Raw genomic sequence first — 18,760 nt, 5'->3', positions numbered from 1 at the left:
GTTACCGTTTTGATACGGGACCGAATCCCGCTATAAAAACGTGAGGTAACTCTCATGTTACTCCCTCTCAGCAATCCTCAATAATCAGGTATACCGCTTTCACCGGGCCATGAACCCCGACGACTTTAATAAGCTCAATATCCGCCGTTGAACTAGGACCGCTAATGATGTTAATGCAGGACGGCATACGCTCACCAGACAGCGCTTTCTGATGCAATTTTTCTGCGAGTTGAGCCACACGTGGCAGGATGGTGCTTTTACGCAGGATAAAAATTGAGGACTCAGGGAGCAAACTCAACGAGCGCCCACGCTCAGCAGCGGAAAAAAGCACCACGCCTCCCGATTCTGTTAAGCCATATTCAGCATACACTACGCCAACTTTAGCCTGCTCTGCCTGCGAGATATTCTCGGCACCTTTCAGCGGATCCCACACGGCGGCATTGCATTCCTGTTGTAAACGCTCACGGATCCCCAGCTCTTCCAGTCGCCTGTCACCGCTAATCACCACCGACTGCTCTCCCAGCTCTTTACACAGGCGTAATGCAGCATCCGCGGCCTGCGTCTCGCTGGTCAGTTCACAACGCGTCAACATGACATCACTGGCAAACTGGATAAACGCGTCACAGCGCTGTTGCGGGTTAAGTTCAGTAAGACGCTCGTTTGCATAGTTGTTAAGCGGCACATCTTCCGTTTGCGGTTCGAGTCGCAGCGGGCGGCCCAGTGCCTGAGCAACGTTTTGCAAGAATTCGCTTCGATTATCCATTTTTTTTCTCCTGCGCCTGATGTTTCTTAAACCAACTACGGAAACTCTCGCCGTCAGCTTCAGGAAGATCGCGTGCTTCCATCCAGTCACTAATCGCGCCAAATTTGAGTGGTGTTTTGCCGCCATTGATAAACCAGCTTGCCGCATGAGCACCGGCCATCATCCCGACTTTCCACAATCCCGGATGGCTATTGGCATAAGCGAACATTTTGATCGCCCGTTGCTCTGCTTTTGCGGTGATCCCTTTTTCAGCCATCACCCGACGATGACGCAAAATCAGTTTCGACAGAGGAATACGCACCGGACACACGCTGTCACAGGCCGTGCATAAAGAGCAGGCGTAAGGTAAATCTTTAAAATCTTTATAGCCGCCAAGTAGCGGAGAAATCACCGCGCCGATTGGCCCTGGGTAAATTGAGCCGTATCCGTGACCTCCAATATGGCGATATGCCGGACAAGTATTCATACAGGCTCCGCAGCGAATACAGCGCAGCACATCCCGAAATTCAGAGGCCAGCACTTCAGAACGCCCGTTATCAACAATAACCAGATGAAACTCTTCAGGCCCGTCCACATGCCCCGCTTCGCGCGGCCCTGTCAGCCAGGTGTTGTATCCCGTCAAACGTGCGCCAACGGCACTACGCGCCAGCATGGTGATCAATACATCAACCTCGGCAAACGTGGGGGCAATACGCTCCATCCCCATCACCGCGATGTGCGTTTTAGGTAGCGTGGTACACATTCGCGCATTGCCTTCATTGGTCACCAGGCATACCGAACCGGTTTCTGCTACCGCGAAATTACAGCCGGTTATACCGATTTCGGCACTGAGGAAATCTTCACGGATCTTTTGACGAATGAATAAGGTCATCGCTTCAGGCGTCTCCGGGCCATCATAGCCCAGACGTTCGTGTAGCACCCGGCGGATCTGGTGGCGATCTTTATGGATAGCCGGGACCACAACATGAGATGGCGGATCTTGATCCAACTGAAGAATGTATTCACCCAGATCGGTTTCAATCACCTGAATGCCAGCATCCTGCAACACATGATTGACGCCAATCTCTTCGGTCACCATCGATTTAGATTTCACCACTTTCCGGGCATTTTTGCGTTGGGCGACCTGTAAAATGTAGCGGGTAGCGTCTTCTTTGGTTTTTGCAAACCAGACGTGACCGCCGTTTTGCGTCACTTTTTCGGAGAGCTGGTACAGATAAGCGTCGAGATTACTCAGAACATGATCACGTATCTGGCTGGCACGATCGCGCCACTCCTCCCAGTGACCTAATTCATCGACCATTTTTTGCCGATTTGCTCCAATACGCTGCTGCGCGTTTGCCACCGCTTTGCGCATGATCGGATCTTCAATTTGCTGACGGATGCGTGTCTTGAATTCTGTATTACTGGTTTTGATCGACATCTTTATACCCTCAGCGGCTCATCAGCACTTCAGCAATATGCATCACTTTGACTTTCTGCCCTTCCCGTTGTAATCGCCCACTTATATTCAGCAAGCAACTAATGTCGGCACCAATTAAATACTCAGGACAAACCTCCATCAGGTGTGAAACCTTTTCTTTCACCATCTCGCCGGAAATTTCGGCCATTTTGACCGAGAACGTACCGCCAAACCCGCAGCAAGTATCCTGTTCGGCAAAGGGCAACAGCTCCAGTCCACGTACATTTTTTAGCAGCGTAAGTGGTTCTTCCTTCACACCCAGCTTACGGGCCAGACTACAGGATGGATGATATACCGCCCTCCCTTGCAAGCTGGCGCCTACATCGACTACCCCTAATGTATTGACAATAAAAGAAGTGAGATCCTGCATACGCGCGGCAACCTTTTCTGCACGTGATGCCCATTCTGGTTCGTCAGCCAGATATGTTGGGTAACTTTTTACGGCGTAAGTGCAGGAACCGGCGGGAGAAATAATGGGATCGTCGTTATCTTCAAGTGCAGCGATCAGATTTTTCATTCCTGGGATCGCTTCTTTGATATAACCACTATTGATCGCAGGCTGACCGCAGCATCCCTGTTTCTCAGGAAAATTTACGCGACAGCCGAGTTTTTCCAGGAGCAGCACGGAGTCGCGTGCCATCCTTGATTTCAGGGCATCACCGATACAGGTAACAAAGAAATTTACATTCACAACCAATACTCCATTGCTTCATTTCTATTTATGCCTGATCGCAACCACTCCTTCCGGGTTATCAGACATCAATAAAAATGGCGGCTTTTTTATTGGGTAGCAGAATACAAATTCAAACTGATTTGTATGACAAATCAATAATCCATCATTGGATACCTGGATGCAATAGCTAATTTTATTTCTTTCGGCGTCGCTCACATTTTTATAGTGATCGCCACTAACAACACGGAATCATGCATTCGATACAATAACGTATTGAATTTCATTGGATTTATCTTAAATGCCTATTTAAAGATACTCATTTGGTATCTATTAGAACAGTCCCCCAAATGAGTATAAATGAAATTATTAACAATAATTTCACAACCATTAATAACTGTAATTTTATCTTACTGAAGCGATTCAGTGTGTGTTTTTTATTTTTATAATGAGATCCCGCCTTCGGAAAATATATAATAACATCTGCTATAAGTCATATTTTCAGAGTGCGGGTCAGGTAGTATTCTGATAACTCTAATTAGTTATGTATTTTTACACCAAGACAGCCACGAACAAACTCAGGATTAAAATGTTTTACGGATTCGCCAACATACCCCAGATCAAGTGAGCTTATTTGCGCCATTTCTTTCTCTGTCAGTGAAAAATCCCAGATAGCGAAGTTCTCTTCAATACGATGCTGATGAGTCGATTTTGGAATAACAACCACTCCCCGTTGAATATTCCAGCGTAGAATTACCTGAGAAATCGATTTTTGGTGGGCATTTGCAATACCCTGAAGCAGGCTGTTTTCAAATGGTTTATGTCTTCCACCGCCTAATGGTGCCCATGCTTCAGGCTGCACGTTGTAGTACTTCATGGTTGCCAGCGCTTCTGGTTGGGCAAAATAGGAATGCAACTCAACCTGGTTGACCATTGGCTTAATTCTGACTGTTTCACAAAAGTTTGCCAGAACATGAGGATAGAAATTGGAAACCCCAATCGCTTTCAGTTTGCCCTCTTCATAGGCCTCTTCCAGTGCACGCCATGCATTGAAATAATCGCGCATTGCCTGGTGCAATAAATAGAGATCAAAGTATTCAAGTCCCGATTTTTTTAATGACGCTTCAATACCTGCTTTTGCCGTATCCTGATCAACCATGTCCTGCACCCATAATTTAGACGTAATAAACAACTCCTCGCGGGTACAGAAACCTTCCGAAATGGCTTCACGAATAGCGTCGCCGACGGCGTCTTCATTACCATATACCGCTGCAGTGTCGATGAGTCGATAACCGGTTCGGATAGCATTCAACACTGATTGTTTACATACTTCTTTATCGGTAACCTGAAAAACACCAAATCCCATCATCGGCATTTTCAGATTGTTGCTTAATACGGAAAATTCCACTAGCAGTCCCTCCATTACGTATGAATCATCAGTCTACGTTAAAACATGACCGCAGATTAGTATGTGGATTTTGATATCACTTATGTAAAAATTTCATTAATAATAGGGGACTGTAATTTCTCTATTATGGGAAAAATGAAGCAGACACGATGAGATTGATGACAAGCACAAAATTGCCTGATGCGCTATGATTATCATGCCTACCAGAGAATCGCAATTTATTGAATTTGCGCTATTTTGTTGGCTGGATAAGTTCCGGCATACACAACAAGCATTAGCCAACAATCTGAGATACTGTCAGTCGCCTGGCCTCGGACCGTTCTGTTTTTGATACACTAATAGCCTTTGTCATACGAAAAATGTACGAAATGGCGAAGGGTAAATGGAGAATGTTATGATCAGGCAGAAGATTTTGCAGCAACTCCTGGAGTGGATTGAGTGCAATCTCGGTAACCCTATCTCAATCGAAGATATCGCACAGAAATCTGGCTACAGTAGACGCAATATCCAGCTCCTGTTCAGAAACTTCATGCATGTGCCGCTGGGAGAATACATTCGCAAACGAAGACTTTGCCGGGCAGCTATTCTTGTCCGACTTACAGCGAAATCTATGCTTGATATTGCACTATCTTTGCATTTTGATTCACAGCAGTCATTCAGTCGCGAATTTAAAAAGTTGTTCGGATGCTCTCCCCGAGAATACCGGCTCCGTGATTATTGGGATCTGGAAAATATCTTCCCTCCATTTTTAGCACGCCAACATACAAAAACTGATTGCACATTAATTCATTTTCCTGAAACACGTATTTTTGGCAATTCATTTAAGTATGATGCTGAAATATCGAATAAATCACCGGATGAAGAAGTCAAATTGCGGCGTCATCATTTAGCCAAGTGCATGAAGGATTTTAAGACGGATATCTATTTCGTCTCAACGTTTAAACCATCAACAAAGTCGGTCGATTTACTCACAGTTGAAACCTTTGCTGGTACGGTATGTGAATATGCTGACATGCCGAAAGAGTGGACAACGACCCGAGGACTTTATGCCTCTTTCCGTTATGAAGGAAATTGGGAACATTACTCTGACTGGGTTCGGAACATCTATCTGATAGAGTTGCCTGCCAGGGGGTTAGCCAGAGTGAACGGCAGCGATATTGAGCGCTTTTATTACAATGAAGATTTCGTAGAAAAGGATGGCAATGATGTTGTTTGCGAAATTTTTATCCCCGTTCGTCCGGTTTAGTTTGTCGCTATGTCTTATTGAGTTTTATCCTTGCCTGATACTATTTAATCAATATCAGGCAAGGTATTCAGTGAATAATGGCATTGAATATTTCAATGCCATTATTCTTTATTAGATCGTAACGTTCATACTATTCAAATTATGGCATCTCCTCCTCGCCCTTTTCAGTATCTGCAGCAACGGCGTTAATTGTCACCTTCACAGGCTTCATTTCGTACCCGCCATACGTCAGTGCGTTGAATGTGAACGTATAGACACCTGGCTTGCTGGTACTAAATTTGCGCTTGATTTCCCCGCTCGAGAAATGGTCGGCCTTCGACGGCAGGAACTTATAATCCGCCTCTGTCACCCCTTCCGGAGCGTCAATGTCGACCCACATACTTCCTCCTACGGGATTGTTTGCCGAGAACAGGGTAACCGTCAGTGTTGCGGTCGTTACCCCATCCGCCACCAGAGAAGGTGTATCAGTTGAGGCCTCGAGCTCCGCGTTTTTATCATCCGCGACGAATTTAGATTCGGCAGTTTTCGTCGATTCCTGACCGTCGGCCTGACTCACTTTCGCCGTGAGTGTATATTTCGCTGCGACAGTGGTCGTGGCGGTGAAAATAGCCTGCCCCTGCTCATCGGTCTTCGCTGTGCCAGACGGATCCAGAGCTAAATTTGCCGGGCTGGCAGTCAGCGTCACCTCGCTATCTTTCAACAGGTTGTTATTGGCATCAGTCACCGTAACTTTATACGTCTGTTTGGCTTTGCCATCCGCCAGTGCGTAGTTGCCAATCACCTCAATACCGGAGACGGTTGCGGTCGCCTTATCGGCCACAAACGTTATAGTCTGCGCATCCGAAGGCTGGTCATTTCCTGCCGACGCCGTGATCTCATAGGTTCCGGCAGTCACGGAAACCACTTTCAGTACCGCTTTACCCTCCTTGTCGGCATTCACCATGATATTACCGTCTGCAAGCGGTTTGACGCCTCGAGGCAGATTAAAGACGACCACAGCGCCAGGCAGAAGGTTGCCGTATTGATCCTTAACCGTTGCCGTCAGCGTAAAGGCATCTTTGTCGTTTGCCACTTTTTCCGCGGCGGTATCAACCTCCAGGGTCGCCTGACCGGTACTGAAATCCGCCTTGAATTTCACCGTAACCGTCTTCTTAGCACCATTCACCGAAGCCGCGATGCTGTGTTCCCCGGCAACCGTTGACATCAGCTCAATGTCGGCTTTACCTGCCGCATCGGTTGTTACCGTATTCCCCGTCTTGCTGGTCACCCCCTGCGGTAAAGTCAGCGTAACTTCTTGCCCCTGCAACGGGTTACCATAGGTGTCCACAACGGTCAGGGTTACCTGGTTAGTCGACTGTCCATTTGCCAGCTGGTTATCAACCTTCACCGTCATATCACGAATCTCAGCCTTAGATGCGTCACCAGCAACATTCAGCACCAGTGGCTGAGCAACGGCATTTTGGCCGTTCACTCGCGGCATCACAGACAGCTGACCCGCGGCAGATCCCAGAGTTAAGGTCGCCACGTAGACCCCATTACTTGTTTCTGTCCAGTCTCCTGCTGAAGGTCGCTCTGTCCCCGTGCTGGCGGCACCACTAAACTGCGGTGCATCTGGTTTCAGCCCGGTGACAAGGTTCCCGTACGCATCCTTCACGGTGAAGGTGAGTTTCGTCGTCGTTTTGACGGTCGGAGCCTCATTGTCAGCAACAAGCGTAGAGTTCGCTGATGACATCTCCCCCGCTACGACAGTCAAATGCGCAGCATCGGTGGCTGCTGGCTGGCCGTTGAATAGCGGCATGACGAGAAGCTCACCTGTCTTTCCGCCTGCGGTCAGCGTAGCGACATAGGAACCATCGCCTTGCTCGGTCCAGTTGGATACCGTCGCCCCTGCAGATGCAACACCTGTCAGGCTTGCCGACAGGGAAAGGCCGCTGATAGCGTTGCCATGCACATCTTTTGCAATAAGCGTCACGGTTGTGCTTTCTCCTGCTTTTACGTGATCTTTTGCCACAGAGACTGTCGACTGGCCTGAAGATAAAGCATCGGCCACCACGGTCACTTTAGCCGCATTCGCTGCCGCGTTCTGCCCATTGAGCTTCGGCATAACCTCTAATTCACCCGCCGTAGTGCCGAGAGAAATCTGCGCAGTCCAGGTCCCGTCGCCATTATCCGTCCAGCCTGAGGCCTTAGAACCTGCAGCGGCTGCGCCCGATAATGACGGTGCATCCGGATTGAGGCCAGTTACAGGGTTGTCATTAGCATCTTTTGCCGACCAGATTGCCGTAACTGTACCGCCAACCACCGGTTTATCCGGATTCAGGGCGATGGTCGAATGTGCTGCATCAAGCGGCCCGGCGACAAACTTCAGCGTTTGTTGTAATGAGCCCAACTGATACTGCTCGCTAAAGGCACGCACAACAACGTTTCCGGCACGGGTCGAAGAAACCGTAGCGCTGTAAACGCCTGGTTTTACCTCCGAAATGGTACCAATGGTGACACCGCTGCTATCCTGCGGAACAAATCGCAAGCGGCTGGCCTCTCCCGTCACCGGGTTGCCATCAGTATCCACCGCAGTCAGCATCAGCGTGTGGGATTGCTGACCATCGGCAACCACGTCTCCTGAAGATTCATTCGCGCTCAGAGTAGACTTCGACACATCCATCATCGTAGCGCGCAATTCTGCAGTGACGGTTTTGCTCATGCCATCAACGCTAACCGTAATCGTTGCCTCACCTGATTGCGTTCCGGTAGTAAAGACAGACTGGTACACCCCAGCTTCAGTTTCGGTGAACTCACTCAGTGTTGGCTGTGCCTGTGATTTAGTGGCCTTCAGGGTACGAGTCACAATATTTCCAGCTGGCTTGAACGTCAGCTCAGACTTGATCTGATCTTTCATACCCGTGACTGGCTGCCCCTCGGCGTCGCGCAGAGAAAGCACCAGTGGCTTTTGCTCACTACCGTTAGCAAGCATTTGGATACGGCTCTGACCGTCAAGCGTTAACGCCGTGCGCTCGGCACTCATACCTGCTCCGGTAATGACCACCTCTGTCTGCACGCGTTTTGAGGCATTGCCTTTGTTATCGTAGGCAACCGCAGAAATCGCATAATAATTGTCTTTGCCTGCCTGATAAGCCGGGAGCGTCACTTGCCACTGATTACCCTGCCCGGTAATTTTTCCGCCTGCGGCCAGCAAAGATGGCGCTTCCCATTGAACATTTTTCAGACCGTGTGTTGCTTTGCTCACCACAAGCCCCAGGGAAACCGTCTGCCCGCCCTTACCTTCAATGCGCTCAGGCAGAGCAATACGGATCACTTCAGATTTGCGATACTCAAGAACGATATTGTTATTACGCTCAACCAGGTCATAGCGGCTGCCTGCCAGTACCCGACGCTCGCGAATGCTATCCGTATCGAGTTGTTTCGCCAAAGGTTCGCCAATTCGGTAGTTAACTTCCAGGCCAAAGCGAGTGTCATTCTCACCGCTCTTGCCCTGCTTATGCCCGGCGCTCAGTGTCAGAAGAGGCACTGGCGTATAGGTCACCTCGGCAGAAATAGCATGCGGATCTTTCTGGCGCTTATCTTTACCAAACAGCCCGACTTCATCGCCATAATACTGTTCATACATCAGGCTTGCGCCAAGCTGCGGCCAGGCAGGTAAATAGCCCTCTGCGCGGATATCCCAACCATTCGCCGGGCGTTCCTGATAATCCTCAATATCCGGCGATTTTTTCCAGCCAGAAGCGCGGATATAACCATTGGCGCTCAGTTTCAGATAATCGCGCCAGTATTCCGCACCAACACCAATGCGGGTATGACTACGGGATAAATCATGGTCGATAAAGGTGTTCACCCCCGCCATCCAGTCATTTCCTGAAAAATGACGCCAGCCAAAACCAATATTTGACTGAGTACGATCGTCTGTACGATGTATTGCCCCCTGAGTGAACAACATATTTGTCGGCGTATCATAAATCGGATAAAGCATTTCCAGCGAAGAATCCTTCAGCGAGAAATCTTTATCGACATTCAGTTTAACGCGCGCAGTACCATATTTCCCGAGCCACTCCTGGATTTCCTGGGTAGCTTTAGTGGTGGCCATCCCGGTAATAAAATTACGTGTCGCATCGCTATCTGGCTGACTACTCAAAAATGTCCCGGCATTTGCGGCAAACGACGCGACATTTTTCTCCACATTATTATCAGCAGTTACCGTAGTATTTTCCATGCTCAACCGTGGCTGAACCGCATTCTGCGCACGTGCCGCCATTACTGGCGTAAAGGTGACTGCAAGTGGAAAAAGAACCTGAACAGAGATATTTGCCCACGCCACGCAGCGGGCCAGAACTGAATAACGAAATCGTGGTTGTTTATGACCTGTTTTATAACGTGACATTGAGATAATTTCCTGATGAACGAATTAACGAACATAGGCAGACACAAATAATGGCGTCTGCTTGTCAGAAAAACCGGGGATTTCCCGGTTTCCTTTTCCGCAGAAAAGGAAATACCTTTATGTAAGAAAGTACACCGCCACCTAATATATCCAGTGTCTGTAGCCACTCATCAGGTGGTTGGGCGCGGGATTATATTTTTATTTATGGATGAAAATTTAGCTTTTTGTGCAAGTCATTAAATAGATACCTAAGTTATATTTCTTACTCTGCGGACAGTGAATAATTCATTATTCAGAGTGAATAATAATGACCTATCTTTAATTTACCACGATTGGCAATACGTCGAAGTAGGTATATACGCCAGGATAAACCAATATATTTTTATGGATATTCATTTTTCTTCATCGGACTGTAAATTCCGGGGATATCGAACTTGCACTACTCATCTCAACACTCAAACAGATTTATGAATTTCGTTCATAAACCCTGACAAATCCTGCCGTCTAATCGAGCTCTTCCCTTTACGTTATGCTTCTCATGAACGATAACGGAAGGATAACACCATGCAAAAAGTAAAACTGAACAACGGTATTGAAATGCCCCTGCTGGGCTTTGGTGTATTTCAGATGACCGATGCCGCCGAATGCGAAAGAGCGGTCATTGACGCTATTAACACCGGTTATCGACTGATTGACACCGCCGCCTCCTATCAAAATGAAACCCAGGTCGGGAACGCACTGAAACAAAGCGGCATTGCGCGTAACGAGCTCTTTGTCACCACGAAACTCTGGTTGCAGGATACCAGTTACGAAGGGGCCAAAGCCCAGTTCGAACGCTCTCTGAATCGACTGCAACTTGATTACGTTGACCTGTATTTGATTCATCAGCCTTACGGTGATGTCCACGGTGCCTGGCGCGCCATGGAAGAACTGCAACAGGCAGGCAAGATCCGCGCTATTGGCGTCAGTAACTTCCATCCTGACCGACTGGCTGACCTTATCGCCTTTAATAACGTCGTTCCGGCGGTAAACCAGATTGAAGTTAACCCCTTCAACCAGCAATTACAGGCCGTTCCGTGGATGCAAAGTCGTGGCATTCAGCCAGAAGCCTGGGCACCGTTTGCGGAAGGGAAAAATGGTCTGTTCCAGCATCCTGTTCTCACGGCAATTGGCGAGAAGTATGGCAAAAGCGTGGGCCAGGTTGTTCTGCGCTGGATCTACCAACGAGGCATTGTTTCACTGGCAAAATCAGTGCGAAAAGAACGCATGGAAGAGAACATCAACATTCTCGATTTTGAACTCAGCCCTGAGGATATGCTGCAAATTACCGCCCTGGATACCGCAACCAGCGCGTTCTTCTCTCACCGCGATCCCGCAATGGTGGAATGGCTGACTGGCCGCAAACTTGATGTTTAAGCCGCGATAAAAGAGGTATTCATTCAATGCAAAAACGTTATCTGGGTAAATCCGGACTCGAAGTCTCCGCCCTTGGGCTCGGTTGCATGGGCTTAAGCCACGGCTACGGCCCGGCGACCGATACCCGCCAGGCTATCGAACTTATTCGTGCTGCGGTTGAACGTGGCGTCACCTTCTTCGATACCGCCGAAGTGTATGGTCCGTATCTGAATGAAGAAGTGGTCGGCGAAGCCTTAAAACCGTTTCGTGACCGTGTGGTGATTGCCACTAAATTCGGTTTTACCTTCGGCGATGATAATAAGCAGCAGATTTTAAACAGCCGCCCGGAACATATCCGTGAAGCCGTTGAAGGCTCATTACGCCGCCTTAAGACTGATGTCATTGACCTTCTGTATCAACACCGTGTTGATCCGGATGTTCCTATTGAAGATGTTGCAGGAACGGTGAAAGACCTAATTGCAGAAGGTAAGGTCAAACATTTCGGCCTATCTGAAGCGGGAGCACAAACCATTCGTCGTGCACATGCGGTACAACCTGTCACCGCCCTGCAAAGCGAATATTCCATGTGGTGGCGTGAGCCTGAACAGGAAATTCTGCCGTTGCTGGAGGAACTGGGGATTGGTTTTGTCCCCTTCAGCCCACTAGGTAAAGGTTTCCTGACGGGGTCGATTAAGCCAGGAACCACTTTCGGCAAGGATGATTACCGTAGCACCGTACCGCGTTTCGCGGCACAAGCTATTGAAGCCAATGAAAAACTGGTCACCTTGTTAGGTGAACTGGCCGCGGAGAAAGGGGTAACATCTGCACAAATCGCACTGGCATGGCTGTTAGCACAAAAGCCATGGATTGTACCCATCCCTGGCACCACTAAACTGCACCGGCTGGAAGAAAACCTGGGTGCTGTCGACATTGTTCTTTCGCGCAATGATACGCAGCAGATAACCGAGGCACTGGAAACAATTAAAATCGTCGGTGAACGTTACTCGCCTGAGCACCAGGCACGCGTAGGCCGTTAATGCCCAAACGGGTCCACAACAAAATGTGGACCCGTTACTCTGAATAGCGAAGTGCATCGATCAACAGCGCAAAAGCTGGCGGATGCTGCTTGCGGCTGGGGTAGTAAAGGTAATATCCGGGAAAAGTTGGACACCCCTCCTGCAACATATGAATAAGCTTGCCTGACTTTACATACTTCTGAACCATGTCTTCAGGGAAAGCGATCCCAAACCCTGATAACGCGGCATCAATTCTTACTGGCAATGGGCTACACGTCAGTTGCCCCTCAACCTTGACGCGAAGTGGTTTCCCTTCTCGCTCGAACTCCCAGTGGTAAAGCCCACCGGCGGTTGGCAAACGCATATTGATGCAGCGATGATTTTGTAGCTCGTGAGGCGTTTCAGGTAAGGCGTTAGCGGCAAAATACTCCGGTGCCCCCACCACGGCCATCCGCATCTCTGGTCCAATCCGCACTGCAATCATATCCTTATCCACACTTTTCAATGCGCACTCATGAAGGGCGTTCATAGATACAATTATTTTAGCCACATTACTGACAATTATGATAATTGATAATCTGTATGTATCGAAAATAAAGATTAATTATCATGAGGTTTACCATGAAAATACTCGTTGCAGGAGCAACAGGATGCATCGGTATTCATGTAGTAAATACCGCTATTGCAATGGGTCATCAGCCCGTGGATCTGGTCAGTACCCTGAGCAACGACGCCGCTAAAAATAAAACATTCGAACTGGTCGCAGAACGAGGAGAAGCGCAGCAGGATCTGCCCCCTCTGTTTGCAAACCTGCAGAGTGATAATCCTCAAAAAAACGATGGGGTTTTCGATATAGACAATATGCCTCTGCATGAAGAACCTGAATGTATTATTAATGACCTGAATCTGCACACCAAGGTTAACTAATTTTAAAATATGACAATTTTATCATATAGCGGTCAGTATTATGACAGCTTTAATCTGTACAATTATCAGGAAAGAGACGTTCTCTCCTATATTAATTCATTTTCAAACATATAACTTAGATTAGGTATTAGTTATGAAAACACTACTTGTTACTACATTAGTCATGGGCTTTATTTCGGTGAATGTTGCATTTGCAGCGCAAGAAATTAATCATACAGATGGCAAAGAAAAGATTGGTGTAATCTCAGCCAGCAATGCCTTGACGCTTGATGAGTTATCGAATGCGCTTTCTCGTAAGGCTGATGAGCAAGGAGCAACGTCGTTCAAAATCCTGTCTACCACGGGGAATAACAAACTGCACGGAGTTGCTGAAATCTATAAGTAAATAGTAAATGATGTGCCATGGACTGTTTATCATGAGCATCGGTTCCATGGCTTGTCCTTACGACGAAAATGCAGTCTCAGCAGATTGTAAACACGGTACATTTCTAAGTGTGAATAGCACAATTATGCGGGGATCATACAAGGAGAGCAGCGTAATCCTCAGGGCCAATCTCAGCGTAAACTATGGATCACTTGTGTGCGATTAGTAATAATTGATGTAATACATCTTTCCAAATTTGTGATACAGTTCAAAAAATTGGTTGACCAAACTCGTTATCTATATAAGAGGCGCTTATGAGGTGCGCTCTTTTTTAAAGCGAGGAAATACCAATGAAAGAGAATAAGATACAAGAAATCAGTAATAAGCTGATTAATATTGTTGTTTTGGTTGCAGTTGTAGAATATGCTTATTTATTCCTCCATTACTATTAATTACATCTAAAAACAATTCCCTTAGGTGATATTTAAAATATGTATCCTCCACCTACTTTGTAAGAGTTATGCCAGGGGGGAAGGATATTCGTACGGTTTCGAAGGGAAGTTTAAAGAAACCGTATTTGTGCCGCACTAAAAGAGATTGCGCATTGAGTCAGCATTTTAGTTACCCAATGCGCATGTTGGTTTACCAAATTGTTACTTTGGCTGCGTGATAAATAATCAGCCGGTAAAGCAAGGCTCACCCACATTCTCAATGCGTTCATACCGATCAGCGGGTAGTGACATAAATCAGCAGTTCGGCTACTGAATAGTGCCGTCACCAACGATAGCCAACAACATATCTCACTTCCGGCACGTTCAGTTAGCTGCGGGAATCCCACATATCCAGACTGTCAGATTGTGAAGCGAAAAGGACGGCTATATGTCATTTGCAAATCTAATCCCCGCTTTAAGGCTGTTCAGAGGCGCAAGAAAAAGCGTTAACTCTGAGTTTGAAGGTTCAACGACACCAGGCTGGCTGCATAATCATGCCTGATTAACGCTGGTGTATTCAGTACGCCAGCATTAACTTTCCTGCAAACGTATCTTCTTACTCATTAATGGCTTGCTACCTGCTGATGCTGTGTATGAGCCGCATCAACCGCTTTTTGATACCATTTTTTAGCCAGTTGTGGATTTTTCTCTACGCCCAATCCCAAAGAATAAATATCACCTAAAGCCACAAAACTGGGAGCAGTGATATGATCCATTCTGCTGATATGTTTAAGATAAAGGTTTATCGCTTTTTGATAATCGCGTTTTACGCCATTACCTTGTTCATAAAGTTTAGCCAGACGATACTGCGCTGTAATATCATTATTTTTATCGCCTTTCTTATAATATTTCGCCGCTTTATTATAATCCTGAGGAACGCCTAATCCTCTTTCATAAATAATCCCAAGATAACGTGCAGCTTTCATTTCTCCCGCCAGGTCAGCTTGCTCAAAAAGGCTTAAGGCTTTTGCATAATCAAACGGTACGCCATATCCATTAAGATATAAAATCCCTAAATCCAGTTTCGCGCGGGGGTTTCCGCTGGCTGCTGATTTCGTCAACCATTTAAAAGACTCAGTATAATTCACCGTTTGATTGTAGTTTCCATTCAGGTATGCTTCCCCCAATCTGGCTTGCGCTTCTGCATCTCCCTGAGCAGAGCGCGTTATTATTTCATCAAAATTCATTTTTGGTGGAGTATCTGCATATACAGATGCAGAAAAAAATAGAATTACAAATAATAACGCCTTCATTCTGTCTCTCGGTAAAAATGACTGCCAACACGATACCTGATGACAGTCTGGCCTACACTTTATTGTTTGCGTTGGTTAAATAACCATTCACGAACTGGTTCTATGCTGTAAGCAATACGCCATGTGTTACGATGCCCGCTGGCACCTTCTCGCGAAGAGTATTCATCAAATACACTGTCTTTTATAAAAACGGTATAACGGATATTACTTTGTTCTTCAAACAATGTGTCGGCAGCAAATCGATATTGTTCAGGGTCCCATTGACCATTCCATGCTGCACGAGAAACTTTTCCCCCAAACTGCTCAAGACGTTCAGTAATCGCGTTGAAGCTAGGAAAAGCCCCTGCATCATCTTCTGAGGCCATAAACCACAATTTGTTTTTAGCTATTGGAGCAACCTGTTCCGCATCCCATTTTCCTGCAACCAGGTAACTCGCTGTGAAAAAGTCAGGATATTTGATATTCATAGCGATGGCCAGCATACATCCCCCTGACTGACCAGTAACATAAATACGTTCAGGATCTATTTTATATTCTTTCATCAAAGACTGAACAAGATTTATTGTTGTATCAAGCAATGTAGATGTACGCCAGTCATCATCAGCAATGATTTCATTATACTGAGGAGCTAAAACATAGCAGGGACGTTTCAGTTGTTCTTCCGGTTCTGCCCAAATTACTGCACCTAGCCCCTGAAACAGAGTCGTTGTTATTTGTGCACTGGTAGCTCCTGCATCATGCATAAAAAGAACCAATGGCAATACTTTATTTTGTTCTTCAGGAATAAAGAAATTATATTCTAGTATTTTTCCGCTTTCATTGTCTTTATATTTACCTTGTCTAAAACTATCGACCACCAGATTTGAAACGGCGTTAGTTTCCAGCGTGGTATATTGTGTAATCACAGTTGCAGATGCATCTTTATATCTAATAGTTTGGTTTAGTTTTTCTCCTGCAACCCAGGAGGGTTTACCTTGCCCTTGTTTGGGAACTGCTTTTTGTATTGTTGGGTCCGTTATAGTTTCTTGCCATTCATTTTGTGGTTTGCTGTAGTCCAGTTCAAGAATCGCGTACTTACCTGATTTTGCCTCAACCAAAGCTGTTGACTGACTGATAAACACTTTATTGATATGATAATTTTTTACGCTAAACTCTGTTGACGAAAGTTCTTCCTTATTTATAGGCTTTTCAAATTCTACAGCTATCGCAATAAGTCGAACTCCGTCACCAAAAACTTGTGTAATAGCTGTAGCCTTTATTGCCTTGTTGTTTGTGTTTGCGAATACAATGCGAGGCATTGAAACAACTAAAGCACCCGCAACACTTTTAATTAAAAACTCTCTGCGCGTCGGCATAAATGACCTCTTTACTTTTGATAAAAATTAAATGAATATCAGCATGATACCAGGACTATATTTTTTCAACTTTATCATTCGTACTTGTATTTAACTTATCTTCAGTGCTAACTCTGTACCTCGTTTTATCGGCAATGTTATAGAAATAAAACCATTCTGTGGATCACGAATATAAGATAAAAAATCTGGTTCTGCGTTATCATTTAATATATATCCTCCTACTCGTAACTGCGGCGCAACGATCTCAGTAACCTTACGAGCGAGGCTTGGGCCATCCGCAAGAGGGAAACCATCAATAAGAATAAAATCGACAGGACCACCGAGATCTTTCAGCGTTTCTCTCGCATCACCGACACGAATATCAACAAAAGACGTAAGACCTGCCTCTGCCAGATTTCGAGACGCGACTTCAGCCTTTTCCCGTACCATTTCAGAACCAATCACCAGTCCGCCACCATTATCTTTCATCGCAGCGGCAAAATAGAGCGCTGACATACCTACAGAAGTTGCAAAGTCCACAACGCGAGTGGCTTTCATTGCCCGGCACAGTAAGTAGATAAGTTCCCCCTGTTCTGGGGCTATGGAAAAGCCATAACTGGAAAATTTTTCAGGATCAAGTGCCGGAGCTTCGCGAAACAGTTCCTGCGGGGGATGTTTGCGTTCATTATTCATGCGTTCCAGAACACGTATAACCTGGGGATCACGAATGGGGCAGATACTATTATTTAATCGACTCATAAATAAGGACCTGTATTTTATGAAGTGATGTTACCTGGTTGTTTTCATACACCATGTTATGATCATTGCTTATGTTGTTGGTATAGTGATACCATTTTTGGTACTGGTCAAGTACCAAAAATGAATGCAGGAGTAAATGTTTTGAAGAACAAGAGCGAAGTGAGAACACAGGTGCGACGGGGAAGACCTAAAAGTGCGGGGCTTGATGAGCGTAAGAAAGCGATAGTTATTGGCGCGTATAGTGCCTTCATTGAGCTTGGTTTTGCCCAAACCTCAACCACAGAAATTGCTCGTCGGGCAAAAGTATCAAAAAGAACAATTTATGAGGTATTCAGTAATAAGAAGGAAATTTTTTCTGAAGTAATTAAAGAATATAAAGCCCTGTTCCTCGATCTCCCAAGACCGGAAAACGAGATGCTCCCCATTAATGAAACTCTGTTTCGTATATTCCGATTAGATATAAGTCAAGAAGAAGCTAAAGAGAGAGAAGCACTCTTAAAATTAATGACACGTGAATCAATTCTCTTTCCAGAGCTTTCAGACTATTTATATGCCACTAAAACGCTTCGCTCAAGAGAACTGTTAATCGAATGGCTGGATCTTCAGCAATCTCAAGGGCGTATTGCTGTTAAAAATACGGGTAATTGTGCTGGAATGCTAATGGATATTGTTTTTGGCGCATTGCTTCCTCGTCGATGGGTTTTGGATGTTAACGAAGATCAGACATTAACACCTGAAGGTCGTCAGCAACAACTTGAGGAAATAAAAGAGCGTATCGAAACTGTTATACAAGGGATTGAAGTGGTCAACAAAAACTAGCCACGATTATGCGGGATACTTACACAACATCATAATCCCCAAAATTGAGTCCATTCCGTTTAGGGAGATATACAAAAATGATAGCAAGCGCATGCCTGGTATGACTAAAATACGCCATGAATCTGAATCGTTTTTGCTATTTGCTCCTCCTTTTAACGGCTGCCAGCAGTGTGTTACTGGCGGAGCCGTTTGCTGCGTGGGTTACATGCGTAAACCTGCTCACCCTGGTAATTTATGGTACTGATAAGCTGGCTGCACGTAGAGGCTGGCGCAGAGTGCCAGAAGCAACTCTGCTGGTGTTTGGCTTTGTCGGAGGTTGGGTTGGTGCAATTATTGGTCAACAGGTCTTTCGACATAAAACACAGAAACAGCCATTCAGAACCTACTTCGCAATCAGCGTCGTATTGAACGTGATGATCCTGTCAGTTGTGATATATGAATTGTATCAACCATAAAACCCGGT

General features: G+C 46.1%; 16 protein-coding genes and 2 pseudogenes. 9 read left to right on the top strand and 9 right to left on the bottom strand.

The annotated features are described in order from the left end of the window. Positions 1-67: 67 nt before the first annotated feature. The 4 genes from D9597_RS19980 to D9597_RS19965 all read right to left on the bottom strand — a co-directional run bounded on the left by D9597_RS19980 (position 68) and on the right by D9597_RS19965 (position 4,300). Positions 68-763, bottom strand: coding sequence for a lactate utilization protein C (locus D9597_RS19980; RefSeq protein WP_130224199.1), 696 nt, complete (start codon positions 761-763; stop codon positions 68-70). Next, positions 756-2,183, bottom strand: coding sequence for a LutB/LldF family L-lactate oxidation iron-sulfur protein (locus D9597_RS19975; protein ID WP_130224197.1), 1,428 nt, complete (start codon positions 2,181-2,183; stop codon positions 756-758). The genes D9597_RS19980 and D9597_RS19975 overlap by 8 nt, the downstream gene beginning before the upstream one ends. Before the next feature lie 10 nt (positions 2,184-2,193). Then, positions 2,194-2,913, bottom strand: a complete 720-nt coding sequence (locus D9597_RS19970; protein ID WP_130224195.1) for a (Fe-S)-binding protein — start codon at positions 2,911-2,913, stop codon at positions 2,194-2,196. A 517-nt stretch (positions 2,914-3,430) separates the two neighbouring features. Next, on the bottom strand, positions 3,431-4,300 hold the full coding sequence (locus D9597_RS19965) for an aldo/keto reductase (protein WP_130224193.1): 870 nt from the start codon (positions 4,298-4,300) through the stop codon (positions 3,431-3,433). A gap of 394 nt (positions 4,301-4,694) precedes the next feature. Here D9597_RS19965 and D9597_RS19960 point away from each other — a divergent pair, with 394 nt between their 5' ends. Then, the gene (locus tag D9597_RS19960) at positions 4,695-5,546 is read left to right on the top strand and encodes a helix-turn-helix domain-containing protein (RefSeq protein WP_130224191.1); all 852 of its coding nucleotides are present in this window, start codon (positions 4,695-4,697) and stop codon (positions 5,544-5,546) included. Positions 5,547-5,685: 139 nt separating this feature from the next. Here D9597_RS19960 and fdeC read toward each other — a convergent pair whose 3' ends face one another. After that, the gene (gene fdeC / locus D9597_RS19955; RefSeq protein WP_130224189.1) at positions 5,686-9,939 is read right to left on the bottom strand and encodes an inverse autotransporter adhesin FdeC; all 4,254 of its coding nucleotides are present in this window, start codon (positions 9,937-9,939) and stop codon (positions 5,686-5,688) included. A gap of 564 nt (positions 9,940-10,503) precedes the next feature. Here fdeC and D9597_RS19950 point away from each other — a divergent pair. Further along, the gene (locus D9597_RS19950; RefSeq protein WP_130224187.1) at positions 10,504-11,355 is read left to right on the top strand and encodes an aldo/keto reductase; all 852 of its coding nucleotides are present in this window, start codon (positions 10,504-10,506) and stop codon (positions 11,353-11,355) included. A gap of 26 nt (positions 11,356-11,381) precedes the next feature. After that, positions 11,382-12,371 (top strand): aldo/keto reductase, encoded by a 990-nt coding sequence (locus D9597_RS19945; protein ID WP_130218362.1) that lies wholly within the window; start codon positions 11,382-11,384, stop codon positions 12,369-12,371. A gap of 34 nt (positions 12,372-12,405) precedes the next feature. On the opposite strand, the pseudogene D9597_RS19940 reads toward D9597_RS19945, so the two are convergent. Further along, positions 12,406-12,852, bottom strand: a pseudogene (locus tag D9597_RS19940) (LysR substrate-binding domain-containing protein); the annotation flags it as partial. 119 nt (positions 12,853-12,971) lie between these two features. On the opposite strand from D9597_RS19940, the gene D9597_RS19935 reads away from it, so the two are divergent. The 4 genes and pseudogenes from D9597_RS19935 to rpmJ form a co-directional block, all read left to right on the top strand. After that, the gene (locus D9597_RS19935) at positions 12,972-13,277 is read left to right on the top strand and encodes a hypothetical protein (protein ID WP_130224185.1); all 306 of its coding nucleotides are present in this window, start codon (positions 12,972-12,974) and stop codon (positions 13,275-13,277) included. Between the two features lie 133 nt (positions 13,278-13,410). Continuing rightward, on the top strand, positions 13,411-13,662 hold the full coding sequence (locus tag D9597_RS19930) for a DUF1471 domain-containing protein (protein WP_130210792.1): 252 nt from the start codon (positions 13,411-13,413) through the stop codon (positions 13,660-13,662). A 329-nt stretch (positions 13,663-13,991) separates the two neighbouring features. After that, positions 13,992-14,093: a small membrane protein YkgR gene (ykgR, locus tag D9597_RS19925; RefSeq protein WP_064530486.1), complete on the top strand. Its 102-nt coding sequence runs from the start codon at positions 13,992-13,994 to the stop codon at positions 14,091-14,093. Positions 14,094-14,480: 387 nt separating this feature from the next. After that, a pseudogene (gene rpmJ / locus D9597_RS19920) lies at positions 14,481-14,582 on the top strand (50S ribosomal protein L36); the annotation flags it as partial. Positions 14,583-14,695: 113 nt separating this feature from the next. On the opposite strand, the gene D9597_RS19915 reads toward rpmJ, so the two are convergent. The 3 genes from D9597_RS19915 to D9597_RS19905 form a co-directional block, all read right to left on the bottom strand. Further along, complete coding sequence (locus D9597_RS19915; protein WP_130224183.1) at positions 14,696-15,385, bottom strand: tetratricopeptide repeat protein; 690 nt, start codon at positions 15,383-15,385, stop codon at positions 14,696-14,698. A gap of 59 nt (positions 15,386-15,444) precedes the next feature. After that, a complete protein-coding gene (locus tag D9597_RS19910; protein ID WP_130224181.1) occupies positions 15,445-16,740 on the bottom strand; it encodes a PHB depolymerase family esterase in 1,296 nt (431 codons plus the stop codon). A gap of 90 nt (positions 16,741-16,830) precedes the next feature. Further along, entirely contained in the window at positions 16,831-17,478 is a 648-nt protein-coding gene (locus D9597_RS19905; RefSeq protein WP_130218372.1) for a class I SAM-dependent methyltransferase, read from the bottom strand. Positions 17,479-17,598: 120 nt separating this feature from the next. Between D9597_RS19905 and D9597_RS19900 the strand changes: the two genes are divergently transcribed. Next, on the top strand, positions 17,599-18,297 hold the full coding sequence (locus D9597_RS19900; protein ID WP_130218374.1) for a TetR/AcrR family transcriptional regulator: 699 nt from the start codon (positions 17,599-17,601) through the stop codon (positions 18,295-18,297). A 116-nt stretch (positions 18,298-18,413) separates the two neighbouring features. After that, entirely contained in the window at positions 18,414-18,752 is a 339-nt protein-coding gene (locus D9597_RS19895; RefSeq protein WP_130210782.1) for a DUF1294 domain-containing protein, read from the top strand. Positions 18,753-18,760 lie beyond the last annotated feature (8 nt).

Source organism: Escherichia sp. E13S3 (assembly GCF_004212325.1).
GTDB lineage: Bacteria > Pseudomonadota > Gammaproteobacteria > Enterobacterales > Enterobacteriaceae > Escherichia.
This window is presented reverse-complemented; position numbering and strand designations above follow the sequence as displayed.

Bases quoted from the DNA above. Each gene is read 5' to 3' on its own strand.
- D9597_RS19980 (WP_130224199.1), bottom strand. From the start codon at position 763: ATGGATAATCGAAGCGAATTCTTGCAAAACGTTGCTCAGGCACTGGGC.
- D9597_RS19975 (WP_130224197.1), bottom strand. From the start codon at position 2,183: ATGTCGATCAAAACCAGTAATACAGAATTCAAGACACGCATCCGTCAG.
- D9597_RS19960 (WP_130224191.1), top strand. From the start codon at position 4,695: ATGATCAGGCAGAAGATTTTGCAGCAACTCCTGGAGTGGATTGAGTGC.
- fdeC (WP_130224189.1), bottom strand. From the start codon at position 9,939: ATGTCACGTTATAAAACAGGTCATAAACAACCACGATTTCGTTATTCA.
- D9597_RS19950 (WP_130224187.1), top strand. From the start codon at position 10,504: ATGCAAAAAGTAAAACTGAACAACGGTATTGAAATGCCCCTGCTGGGC.
- D9597_RS19945 (WP_130218362.1), top strand. From the start codon at position 11,382: ATGCAAAAACGTTATCTGGGTAAATCCGGACTCGAAGTCTCCGCCCTT.
- D9597_RS19935 (WP_130224185.1), top strand. From the start codon at position 12,972: ATGAAAATACTCGTTGCAGGAGCAACAGGATGCATCGGTATTCATGTA.
- D9597_RS19930 (WP_130210792.1), top strand. From the start codon at position 13,411: ATGAAAACACTACTTGTTACTACATTAGTCATGGGCTTTATTTCGGTG.
- ykgR (WP_064530486.1), top strand. From the start codon at position 13,992: ATGAAAGAGAATAAGATACAAGAAATCAGTAATAAGCTGATTAATATT.
- D9597_RS19915 (WP_130224183.1), bottom strand. From the start codon at position 15,385: ATGAAGGCGTTATTATTTGTAATTCTATTTTTTTCTGCATCTGTATAT.
- D9597_RS19910 (WP_130224181.1), bottom strand. From the start codon at position 16,740: ATGCCGACGCGCAGAGAGTTTTTAATTAAAAGTGTTGCGGGTGCTTTA.
- D9597_RS19905 (WP_130218372.1), bottom strand. From the start codon at position 17,478: ATGAGTCGATTAAATAATAGTATCTGCCCCATTCGTGATCCCCAGGTT.
- D9597_RS19900 (WP_130218374.1), top strand. From the start codon at position 17,599: ATGAATGCAGGAGTAAATGTTTTGAAGAACAAGAGCGAAGTGAGAACA.
- D9597_RS19895 (WP_130210782.1), top strand. From the start codon at position 18,414: ATGAATCTGAATCGTTTTTGCTATTTGCTCCTCCTTTTAACGGCTGCC.